This is a genomic window from Hutsoniella sourekii ATCC 700629 (assembly GCF_000518205.1).
GTDB classification, from domain to species: Bacteria; Bacillota; Bacilli; order Lactobacillales; family Aerococcaceae; genus Hutsoniella; species Hutsoniella sourekii.
On the sequence record NZ_JADD01000013.1, the window covers coordinates 24,189 to 35,556 of the forward strand.

The window sequence follows — 11,368 nt, forward strand, 5'->3', positions numbered from 1 at the left end:
TAACCGTTTTCTCTTTGGGAAAACGGTTTTTATATTTAAATAAAGTTTAAAGAATCTTGGAGAAGCTTGTCACAATAGACTTCCTAGCATATAATGAGGGTAATTAATTTTAGAAAAGGTGGATTTGCCTATGGACATTTTAAATAAATTAACTAGTTTAAAAAATCACCCCAGAATTTTAGCAGCAATTATTGCTGGAGCTCTGGTCGTTATTTCCTTACTTGGACTCTCAATTAAACACTTTGGTCAGGAGCCGGATCAGGTGCATGGGGCCCATGGCCAATCTGAACAGCCAGAAGCCTATGAATTATATAAGATGATAGCTGCTGATCCGATAGCAGTTAATGGTCAGGCCAACTTAGAGTCAGACCAGTCCTATTATTATGAAGCTGACCGAGGGAAAATCGAATCCATCTTTGTAAAAGATGGACAGTTCGTCCAAAAGGGTGATCTTTTGTTTCAGTATCGCACAGATAATCCTCAGCCTCGTTATGACTTGGAAGATGCCTACCGAGAACAATCAAGGTTACTGGAAGATCGTAAGAAGGCTATTTATGATTTAGCAGCGATTACCGGTTATGCTTATAATTATCGTGGGGATCGTCTGATCTATTATTGGGATGAGTACGGTAATGAGAACTATTATATTGAAGAAGCTATGGGTAAGTCCGGCAAGGCTTCCAATGAAAATCCTGACGGTATTATAACCGCACAAGATTCTGAAACAGAGACTTTAGATCAAGGTGAAGAACCGGATCAAGCACTCAAAAAGCAAATTAGAGAATACAATCAAAAACTAGAAGATTATGAAATCAAAATTCAACGCCTCATCGAACAACAAGAAGGAAAGGTGACCGCTAAAAGAAATGGCAAGGTCATTCTAGACCAAGAGGGAATGGATAATAACCAAGTGCCCCTCGTGCGTGTAATTAGCGACCAGATAACGGTTAAAGGTCAAGTAGGCGAGTATGATTTCCATCTCCTTCATGAAGGGAGTCCGGTTGAGGTTTATGTGAATGCTGAAAACCGACAATTAGAAGGGAAAATTATTTCTTTTGACAAGATCCCTGCCCCTCAACCTGCCACTCCGATGACGCCTGCTACCCCTGGACAAGCTGGAGATTCAGGTGATTCTAATCCGGTGTCTGGATCCGTTTCTTCCAATGAACCAAAATATGGGTTTGAAGTAGAGGTAAATGAACCGATCCAACCTGGTTTTACTGTCAAAGTTCGCTTGCTTCCTAAAGGAATGAGCGTACCTAGTCAGGCCATCGTTGAAGAAAATAATAAACAATATGTTTTTATCTTTAAGGATGGCAAGGCCCATAAACAAGAAGTTCAATTAGAAGCCCAAGGAATCGGGCAAGTTGTAACCAGTGGGCTCAGTGTTGGTGATCAAATTATTCTGCGTCCAGTTGGCATAGAAGATGGCCAGAAAATTGAGGTTATCGAAGAGGCTGAAGAAGCTACTCCTGAACCACAAAATCAGCCTAACCAAGGATAGGAGGATAGGGATGATTGATTCACAGCCCTTGATCCAACTGGATCATATCAATAAATACTATCAAGTAGGTGAGCAAAAGCTACACGTCTTGAAAGATATAGAATTATCTATCCAAAAAGGAGAGTTTGTCTCAGTGATGGGGCCATCTGGCTCCGGGAAGTCGACTTTGATAAACATTGTTGGTTTTTTAGATAATAAATTTGAAGGTGAGTATTATTTTGATGGACAGGCGATTAAGAATTGGAATGATAATAAATTCTCACACTTACGAAATGAGGAAGTTGGCTTTATTTTTCAAAGCTTTAACCTGATTGAATCCATGTCTGTTGCAGATAATGTGCGTTTACCTTTAATTTATCAGGGAATGCGAACTTCTCAAACGAGGGAACAAGTCCAACACGCTCTTGAAAGAGTAGGACTTGCTAATAAAGGACGCAATAAAATTTATGAATTATCTGGTGGTCAAAAGCAACGGGTTGCTATTGCTAGAGCTTTGATTAACCGACCTAGTTTTATCATTGCGGATGAGCCAACGGGAGCCTTGGATACCAAGACATCCAAGGTGATTATGGAAATCATCTCTGAGCTAAATCAAAAAGATGGTGTCACGGTGATGATGGTGACTCACGATCCTAATCTACAAGCATATGCTGACCGACACATTGTTATTATCGATGGGGTGATGAGTGAACAAACAGAAATGGATGCAGAAGCCCTGACGCGTGAATTTAATAAGTCTTATCAAGTGACAGACGAGTTTGAAGACCGTTATCAGACAAAGGAGGATCAAGTATGAGATTAGCAGAACTGATTAAATCTTCCTTTACGACACTGAAGGCTAATGGTCGCCGTACATTTCTTACAATGATAGGGATTATCATAGGAATTTCATCGGTTATCACCATCCTAAGTATTGGTAATGGTTTTCAGAAGTATTCGGTGGAGACACTCACTAACGATAGTCAAGGTAGGGTGAGTCAGTGGGTCATGTTTTATCCTAAAGATGGCTTGAAGGCGGATGCAATCAAGGCTTTTAACCCTGAAGATCTCGGCTTGGCCCAAGAAGTCCAAGGAGTATCCGATGTGGAAGTGGCCAATTTCCCTTCATTTGCTACGCAAGTAGCGGTTCTGCCCGTTAAGAGACAGGATAAGTCGGACTATTATAATGTTGCTCACTCCGAAGAGGTTCCACCTTATCAGATGATTGTTGGACGACGTTTAAATCAAGTCGATTCAGATAATCGTCAGAGAGTGACCATCATTAATGAAGACATCGCGAAAGAGCATTTTGGGTCTGCAGAAGAAGCCCTTCAACAAATGTTAACCATTGGTGACCACCCTTTTACGGTGGTTGGAGTCTATGCGGTGGATTCTAAGTATGCTAATACTGGCTTTATTTCTTTAACTAGTGAGCGGGTTATGGATATTCCTTCTGGTACTTATGATTTACTTTTTGGTGCCAGTGACTTTAAGCAATATTTAAAAGTTTTTATCGAGGATGGCTTTGATCCTAGGGCGGTTGGTCAGAACGTTCAAAAGAAATTAACCGAAGATGGAGCGGGACGTAGCCAAGGGCAATATATGTTCCAAGATATTTCACAACAGATGGAAGGGGTTCAAACGACCCTTCAGTCTGCCACCTTGTTGATTTCAGCCGTCGCGGCTATTTCCCTATTTATTGCTGGAGTCGGGGTAATGAATATGATGTATATTTCGGTTGCTGAACGCACAAAAGAAATCGGGATTCGTCGGTCAATGGGGGCCACTCAAAAAAGTATTCAATGGCAATTTTTACTGGAAGGGATTGCCATCACCTTCCTGGGCGGTGTCATTGGCTATGTCTTAGGTATCATCATTTCAATGGTTGTCAGCCAATTCTTACCTTTTAAATCGGCTTTTGATATCAAAACAGCGATGATTAGTGTGCTGATTTCTGTATTTATTGGTATTGTCTTTTCAGTGATGCCCGCTCGCTCGGCTGCTAAGAAAAATTTGGTGGAAATATTGCGCTAAAAGTAATAATTTTCCAAAAATTAACGTGAAATTTACATTAAATTTACAATTGTCAGGTATAATGGAATTGAGCTTGAAAATGAAACGTTTTTAAGCGGAGTTGTTAGATGCCTAAAAATCAAAAATAGAGGAGTTGTATTAATGAAAAAATCATTAAAAGCTTTACCATTTATGGCAGTTGCTGGATTAGCAGCGTCTGTTGTCGCACCAGTATTCGCTCAAGAAGGTCCAATCAATGTTGTATCGCGTGAAGATGGTTCAGGAACTCGTGGAGCTTTTGTTGAAATCGTTGGCGTTGTAGACGAAAACGATGACGATATGACCGTCCTATCAGCAGCAATCCAAAACTCTACTAATGGGGTAATGCAAGCCGTTGCTGGAGATCCTGCAGCTGTTGGTTATATTTCATTAGGTTCTTTAGATGATACAGTTAAAGCTGTTAAAGTTGATGGTGTAGAAGCTACACCTGAAAACGTTAAATCTGGAGACTATCCAATCGCTCGTCCATTTAACTTGGCTTGGAATAATTCAGAAGATTTATCTGAAGTTGCTCAAGACTTTGTAAACTTTATTCATTCAGCAGAGGGACAAGCTGTTGTTGAAGAAGAAGGATTCATTTCTGTTGCTAAAGATGGTGAAGAACTACCAGCTTTTGAAGCAGGTGAAGTAGAAGGTACAATCGAAGTGGTTGGTTCAACTTCAGTTACACCAGTAATGGAAAAATTACAAGAAGCATACAACAAATTAAACGATAAAGTGACTATCAACATCACTTCAAACGGTTCATCTGCAGGTATGTCAGCTGCAATGGACGGTACGGCTGATTTAGGTATGGCATCTCGTGAACTTTCAGAAGAAGAAACAGCTGCTTTGGATTCAGATGCAATCGCCTTAGATGGTATCGCGGTTGTTGTAAACAATGAAAACCCTGTTGAAGACTTGAAATTAGAAGCAATCAAACAAATTTTCCTTGGAGAAATCACTACTTGGGAAGACGCTGTTAAATAATTATTCCTTTTAGGAATTCTAGAGAGCTTAGCCTTTTGGCTAGGCTCTTTTTTTAGAACATATGTTTCGTTTTGCTTCTGCAGGTGTGATATAATGGGTGAATGATAGAGGGGGTATTAAATGTTGAATCAAGAAATCAAAGTACATGGCGCCCGTACCCATAATTTAAAAAATATCGACGTTACGATACCACGCAATGAACTTGTGATTATTACTGGTTTATCGGGTTCAGGCAAGAGTTCCCTGGCATTTCAAACACTATATGCGGAAGGTCAGCGGAGATATGTAGAAAGTTTGTCTGCTTATGCCCGTCAGTTTTTGGGCCAAATGGATAAACCGGATGTGGATTCCATCGAAGGTCTCAGTCCATCCATTTCCATTGACCAGAAAACAACCAGCCATAACCCACGTTCAACCGTGGGTACGGCGACAGAAATAAATGACTATTTGCGATTATTATATGCTCGCGTAGGAACACCTTATTGCCCCAACCATCATGTCCCTATTGAAAGACAGTCACCGGAACAGATGGTCAATCGGCTATTGAGTCTGGAAGAAGGGACACGAATTCAGATTTTATCACCAGCTGTTCGGGATAAGCGGGGTCAGCATAAGCGCTTACTGGAAAAAATCAATAAATCCGGTTATATTCGTGTGCGAGTAGATGGGGAAATATATGATGTTATGGAAGTTCCTGATCTGGAAAAAAATCAAAAGCATACCATTGAAGTGGTTGTTGATCGCCTAGTTATTAAAGATGGAATCCGGACTCGCTTGTTTGATTCAGTTGAGCAAGCGCTAAGATACTCTGATGGTTATATGTTGGTAGATGTTATTGGTGAAAAAATGCTTTATTTTAATGAGCATTTTGCCTGTCCTTATTGCGATTTTACAGTTGATGCTTTAGAACCGCGTCTGTTTTCATTTAATGCTCCTTATGGGGCTTGTCCTTCTTGTGATGGTCTGGGATCTAGATTAACAGTGGATGAAGAATTGGTAATACCAGACCCGACACTAAGCCTAGCTGAAGGTGCTTTAGCCCCTTGGTCTAATTCAGATTATTATCGGGCATTGCTTGAACAATATTGTCAAAGCCAGGATATTCCTCTGGATCTTCCTTTCAAAGACTTAAGTCCTGAGCAGCAAGATAAGATTAAGTATGGGGATCCAGGTACGGTCTTCAAATTCACCTTCACTGAATTTAGGGGTAAAAGGAAGAAAACAAGTGACAAGGAATTTGAAGGTGTGATGACTAATGTGGAGCGGCGTTATAATGATACGGCTTCAGACTTTATGCGTGGTGTTCTCAGAGAATACATGCATGAATTAACTTGTCCAACCTGTAAAGGGCAACGCTTAAATAGGGAAGCCCTATCTGTAAAGGTCAACGATCGCAATATTGCTGAAGTTTCAGATTTGTCGATTGAAGATGCCAGAGAGTATTTTCAACATTTGACCTTCAATGAAGAAGGGCAAGCTATTTCTGAACCGATTATCAAGGAAATCGGTGATCGCTTGAATTTCTTGTATAATGTAGGCCTAGGCTATTTAACTTTGAGCCGGGTGGCCGGTTCACTATCTGGTGGAGAATCTCAACGAATTAGACTTGCCACTCAGATTGGTTCAAACCTCAGTGGAGTCATGTATGTCTTAGATGAACCTTCCATTGGTCTCCATCAACGGGACAATGCTCGATTAATTGAATCCCTTAAACAAATGCGAGACCTAGGCAATACCCTCATAGTCGTTGAACACGATGAAGAGACCATGGCAGAGGCTGATTATATTATTGATATTGGACCCGGTGCCGGTGAGGCAGGTGGTGAAATAGTCGCTGTTGGCACACCAGAGGAAGTCATGAGAAATCCTCAATCCTTGACTGGTAGATATCTTTCAGGGGAATTGTCAATCCCAGTACCTAAATCTCGCCGCCAAGAAGACTTAGGAGCGGTTGATGTGCTGGGAGCCAGCGAAAATAATTTGAAGCATGTCGATGTTTCCTTCCCTTTGGGTCGATTTACCTGTGTAACGGGTGTGTCTGGATCTGGTAAAAGTAGTCTGGTTAATAATATTTTGAAAATAGCTCTTCAACAACGAACGACCAGTACCCAGGAGCGTCCGGGTCAATTTGATGATATTAAAGGCTATGAAGGTTTAGACAAGGTGATTGACATCGACCAAAGTCCGATTGGCCGTACACCTCGCAGTAATCCAGCTACTTATACAGGCGTCTTTGATGATATTCGTGAGCTCTTTGCTAAAACCAATGGAGCCAAGCAAAGAGGTTATGATAAGGGCCGATTTAGCTTTAATGTCAAAGGAGGCCGCTGTGAAGCGTGTAAGGGGGCAGGGATTAAGCAAATCGAAATGCACTTCCTACCAGATGTCTACGTGCCGTGTGAGGTCTGTCATGGTACTCGCTACAACTCAGAAACTTTAGAAATTGAATACAAAGGCAAAAATATTGACCAAGTCTTAAATATGACGATCGATGAAGCGCTAGATTTCTTTAGTGCTATCCCTAAAATTAAACGTAAATTGGAAACTTTGGTAGATGTTGGATTGGGTTATGTGACCTTGGGTCAATCAGCAACGACTTTATCAGGAGGAGAAGCTCAACGGATGAAATTAGCCTCCGAGTTGCAGAGGGTAGCTACTGGTGATACCTTTTATATTCTGGATGAACCCACAACAGGTCTTCATGCACATGATATTAAGAAACTCTTAAAAGTTTTGGATCGTTTAGTTGAATCAGGTAACACGGTTGTTGTAATCGAACATAATTTAGATGTTATTAAGACAGCTGATTATATTATTGACATGGGGCCAGAAGGTGGTGTTGGCGGAGGACAGGTCGTCGCTACCGGCACACCAGAGGAGGTTGCTCAAGTATCTGAAAGTTACACTGGTCAATATTTAGCAAAAATACTTAATTAATAGAGAAGAAGTTGTAAGTGAAGTAATCATGCCAAACTTAATTTAAACAAATCGTTTAGATTTATAGCCTTTATTCGTGTTTAAATCAGTTGATAGTAGTGAAAAAATATTCCCTCAGCAGTAGTTTTAGGACAATTGACGCATAGCGCGCTCTGAAGATGGTCCACTACAGCTGAGGGATGTTTGGTTTTTGAGCTTTTATCAATTAATTTTAACTTATTTTACAAGCTCTTTATTGAATAATCGGCCCTGAGACCTATGCATAAATGGTAGGAAGATGAGATAATTAAACTGTAGAAAAGGTTCAGGATTTATGAAGGAGGCCTACCATGTCACAAAAAGAACGCATTATTGAACTCGTTCGTCAAGGCGTAATTACAGCAGATGAAGCCTTGGACTTATTAGAAAGTCAGTATAAGCAAGCGGATCGATCAGCCACCGATTATTATAGTAAAGAGTATGAGGCAGATTTGCATGAATTTCAGCAGGAATCAGAATTAAGCTCTCAAATTCGAGAATTAGAAGAACACGTAGAGGAATTAAAAAAAGAGAAAACAATTGCCCAACAAAAGATCCGGGAATTAGATATTTTAGAGGATTTAGAAGATCTAAATGATGAAAGTATAAAACAAAGAGAAGACTATCAAGAAAAACTCACTGAACTTGAAGAGACACTGGACCAAAAACAAGCAACATTAGATCAGCTTCACCAGCAAGCGAAAATAGAGGGCTCAGAGTCAGACTTTGAATCAAATCAAGGTAAGAGATTTGCTGATTATGCTGATCAAGCCAGCCAGGAAGGTGAACGTATTGCACGGAAGGTGAAGACCTTCACTCAAGATTTATTGGATAACTTCAATTGGAAGGAAATTAATCTACAAGTGCCGTGGCTAAAGACTAATGAATGGAGTCATCGTCTTGAAATGCCTGCAAGTTCCGTTGACCGTTTAGATTTAGCTATTAATAATGGATCCATTCAAGTGGTTGAAACAGATCAAGATAAAATTATCTTGGATTGTCAAGTGACCTTCTTTGGAAATGAACCCGAAGATTTACAGCAAGAGTTTAACCGTTTAGTAACTTTTGAGAAAGATCGCAATAACTTAATTTTCCACGCGAATGCAGCTCGTATAGCTGTGGATGTCGCAGTTGGCTTGCCAAAAAATGAGTATCAGTCTTTGGAAGTCAGTCTTTGGAACGGCGACTGCCAAATTGTTGGTGGTCAATTTAAGGAATTGAAAGTGGAAAACAAAAACGGTAATATTAGTCTTGAAGATGTTCAACTGGATCAAGTGGAGCTAGCAACACTGAATGGTGATGTTTTGATGAAATCGAGTGAGTGGCAGACCAGTCAGGTCAACACCTTAAAAGGTGATATCCGTTTACTTGGAGCCATAGCAGATAGTCAAGTGGAAAGTCAATTAGGAACCATTTACTTAACCAAACAAGATCTAAAGCCAGCTAATATTCAAGCTCGTTGCTTACATGGAGACATCAAACTGGCCCTTCCTAATCAACAAGCCTGTTCGATCGTAGCCAAGGCTCAAAATGGTCAAGTATTGAACCGACTATCAGGCATGGGAGATGGCCAAGAACAAGTAAAAGTAAAGGAAATTCAACGTTCAGGTCAAGAGCAGGTAAGAGGACATTTACAAGCTGTCTCTGGGAACATTTATCTCAAAGATAATGAATAGGAGGAAATAGTGATGCGTAAAGAATTATATAAATCATCTGTTAATAAACGTTTTATGGGCGTTTGCCAAGGTTTAGCTGATTATTTTGATATTAGTGTTAATATTGTGCGAGCTATCTTTTTGATTTTAGCATTAGCTGGTTCTGGACTTGGTATTTTGGTCTACTTTGCGTTAGGTATTTTCTTACCTTACGACTATCAGGTGCAAGGACAAGCCGGACCCGGCAATCAGAGACCGGGTGGCCAATCTTACAGTTACACCAATCCTTTTAATCGTAATCAAGAACAAGCGCGTAAAGACGTTACACCAGAAGATGAAGATCACTGGTCTGATTTCTAATAAGTAGGGCCCGCAGTCATGCGGGTCTTTTTTAGTGGATAAATTTTGTCAGTAGCCCCTTTTTTAACTATAATGGTAGAAAGATATGATAGATAAAAGGAGATAATAATGATTGATTATGTAACAGTCGGTGAATTAGTCGAGGCCTTAAATGTGTCTTTTGTGTGTGGGAAGGAGCATGACCATCGCCGTATTTATTCAAGTGAGGTATCACGTCCGGGCTTGGTATTAGCAGGTTATGACCATAATTATCCGCATGAACGGCTTCAACTAATTGGCTCAACAGAAATGAATTATATTGATGTACACGATTCAGATAAGCAAGAGGAATTATTTGATTTAGTGATCACCGAAGATACACCAGCTGTTGTTTTTTCAAGGGACATTACTATTCCTACTTCCTTTCTTAAAATTGCTAAAACCAAGGGTGTGCCGGTTTTAACTAGCCAATCAAAGACGAGTCGAGTCTTAGCTAATATTGCCAACTATTTGGAAATGCGCTTGGCTGAACGTATGTCTAAGCATGGAGTCTTTGTTGAAGTATTCGGTATGGGCGTATTATTAGTGGGCGCGAGCGGGGTTGGTAAGTCAGAGACCGGCTTAGAATTGATCCAAAGAGGTCACCGTTTGATCGCTGATGACCGTGTTGAATTTTACCAAATCGATGAGCGGACCCTAATCGGTGAATCGCCAGATATATTGAAGAATTTAATCGAGATTCGCGGACTCGGTATTATTGATGTGATGAGTTTATATGGTGTAGCTTCCATTCGTGATTCTAAGCGTTTAGAGCTGATCATTGACTTAGTTCTAGATGATGGTACCGTCGAGTATGACCGTCTTGGCTATGATACGGCCTATGAACAGATCTTTGATGTTCACGTGCCAAAAATTTCTATTCCGGTTAAGTTAGGGCGTAACTTAGCGGTTATCATTGAATCTGCTGCTATGAATTATCGCGCGACTGAGATGGGTTACGATGCCAAGAAGAAGTTCAATGATAACTTGCGGAGACTGATCGAAGCGAATCGAGAAGGTGAGTAAGATGACCTTAGCCTGGATTGATCCGGTGGCTTTTGAGCTTTTTGGTGTCGGAATTCGATGGTATGCCATTATTATAGCTCTAGGGGCAGCCATCGGTTATTTTATGTTTCTACAAGAGGGTCGACGTTTGCAGTTGGATGAAGACACCCTGTTTGATCTATTTTTTTGGTCCGTAATTATTGGCTTAGTGGGAGCTCGTTTGTATTATGTAATATTTTCTTTTAAAGATTATATCGACCGTCCTTGGGATATTTTAAATATTCGTCAAGGTGGTATGGCTATTTATGGTGGTGTACTCGCAGGGATTGCGACCATCTATTATCAAGCTAGAAAACGAGGCCTTTCTTTTATCACTCTACTTGATATTGCAGCTCCAGCAACAATGATGGCTCAGGCTATTGGCCGTTGGGGGAATTTTGTCAACCAGGAGGCCCACGGTGGGCCTGTTTCACGCGCCTTTCTGGAAAGCCTTTATCTGCCTTCTTGGATGATTCAACAATTATATATAGATCAAACCTATGTCCACCCCACATTCTTATATGAGTCTGTCTGGTGTATACTGGGGGTTCTAGTGATGATTTACTTACGTAACCAGCCCAAACTCTTAAGACAAGGTGGTTTAGTCGCTTGTTATTGTATCTGGTATGGCTTGGGCCGATTTTGGATAGAAGCTCTACGTACCGATAGCTTATACTTAGGGGGTCTGAGAGTATCTCAAGCTTTGTCCTTGATTTTAATAATTATGGGTCTATATCTATTGTATTATCAGAGAAAAAATGGGGTCCCTTTTTATAGCGATCGACGGAAGGTCAGCTAGTGAATAGGAGGA

The 11,368-nt window shown here is 40.6% G+C and carries 9 protein-coding genes; all 9 read left to right on the forward strand.

The window, feature by feature from the left end; genetic code table 11:
• Positions 1 to 130 precede the first annotated feature (130 nt).
• On the forward strand, positions 131 to 1,504 hold the full coding sequence (locus tag T408_RS10775; protein ID WP_051444772.1) for an efflux RND transporter periplasmic adaptor subunit: 1,374 nt from the start codon (positions 131 to 133) through the stop codon (positions 1,502 to 1,504).
• A gap of 10 nt (positions 1,505 to 1,514) precedes the next feature.
• Positions 1,515 to 2,300, forward strand: a complete 786-nt coding sequence (locus T408_RS0103600; RefSeq protein WP_028118734.1) for an ABC transporter ATP-binding protein — start codon at positions 1,515 to 1,517, stop codon at positions 2,298 to 2,300.
• Positions 2,297 to 3,517, forward strand: a complete 1,221-nt coding sequence (locus T408_RS0103605) for an ABC transporter permease (protein WP_028118735.1) — start codon at positions 2,297 to 2,299, stop codon at positions 3,515 to 3,517. Before T408_RS0103600 ends, T408_RS0103605 begins: the two co-directional genes overlap by 4 nt.
• Before the next feature lie 141 nt (positions 3,518 to 3,658).
• Complete coding sequence (locus tag T408_RS0103610) at positions 3,659 to 4,525, forward strand: substrate-binding domain-containing protein (RefSeq protein ID WP_028118736.1); 867 nt, start codon at positions 3,659 to 3,661, stop codon at positions 4,523 to 4,525.
• 120 nt (positions 4,526 to 4,645) lie between these two features.
• A complete protein-coding gene (gene uvrA / locus T408_RS0103615) occupies positions 4,646 to 7,462 on the forward strand; it encodes an excinuclease ABC subunit UvrA (RefSeq protein WP_028118737.1) in 2,817 nt (938 codons plus the stop codon).
• Positions 7,463 to 7,791: 329 nt separating this feature from the next.
• The gene (locus T408_RS0103620; RefSeq protein WP_028118738.1) at positions 7,792 to 9,156 is read left to right on the forward strand and encodes a DUF4097 family beta strand repeat-containing protein; all 1,365 of its coding nucleotides are present in this window, start codon (positions 7,792 to 7,794) and stop codon (positions 9,154 to 9,156) included.
• 12 nt (positions 9,157 to 9,168) lie between these two features.
• Positions 9,169 to 9,495 (forward strand): PspC domain-containing protein, encoded by a 327-nt coding sequence (locus T408_RS10780; RefSeq protein WP_035420013.1) that lies wholly within the window; start codon positions 9,169 to 9,171, stop codon positions 9,493 to 9,495.
• 108 nt (positions 9,496 to 9,603) lie between these two features.
• Positions 9,604 to 10,539, forward strand: a complete 936-nt coding sequence (gene hprK / locus T408_RS0103630; protein WP_028118739.1) for an HPr(Ser) kinase/phosphatase — start codon at positions 9,604 to 9,606, stop codon at positions 10,537 to 10,539.
• Position 10,540: 1 nt separating this feature from the next.
• Positions 10,541 to 11,356: a prolipoprotein diacylglyceryl transferase gene (gene lgt / locus T408_RS0103635; RefSeq protein ID WP_028118740.1), complete on the forward strand. Its 816-nt coding sequence runs from the start codon at positions 10,541 to 10,543 to the stop codon at positions 11,354 to 11,356.
• Positions 11,357 to 11,368: the final 12 nt, after the last annotated feature.

Bases quoted from the DNA above. Each gene is read 5' to 3' on its own strand.
- T408_RS10775 (WP_051444772.1), top strand. From the start codon at position 131: ATGGACATTTTAAATAAATTAACTAGTTTAAAAAATCACCCCAGAATT.
- T408_RS0103600 (WP_028118734.1), top strand. From the start codon at position 1,515: ATGATTGATTCACAGCCCTTGATCCAACTGGATCATATCAATAAATAC.
- T408_RS0103605 (WP_028118735.1), top strand. From the start codon at position 2,297: ATGAGATTAGCAGAACTGATTAAATCTTCCTTTACGACACTGAAGGCT.
- T408_RS0103610 (WP_028118736.1), top strand. From the start codon at position 3,659: ATGAAAAAATCATTAAAAGCTTTACCATTTATGGCAGTTGCTGGATTA.
- uvrA (WP_028118737.1), top strand. From the start codon at position 4,646: ATGTTGAATCAAGAAATCAAAGTACATGGCGCCCGTACCCATAATTTA.
- T408_RS0103620 (WP_028118738.1), top strand. From the start codon at position 7,792: ATGTCACAAAAAGAACGCATTATTGAACTCGTTCGTCAAGGCGTAATT.
- T408_RS10780 (WP_035420013.1), top strand. From the start codon at position 9,169: ATGCGTAAAGAATTATATAAATCATCTGTTAATAAACGTTTTATGGGC.
- hprK (WP_028118739.1), top strand. From the start codon at position 9,604: ATGATTGATTATGTAACAGTCGGTGAATTAGTCGAGGCCTTAAATGTG.
- lgt (WP_028118740.1), top strand. From the start codon at position 10,541: ATGACCTTAGCCTGGATTGATCCGGTGGCTTTTGAGCTTTTTGGTGTC.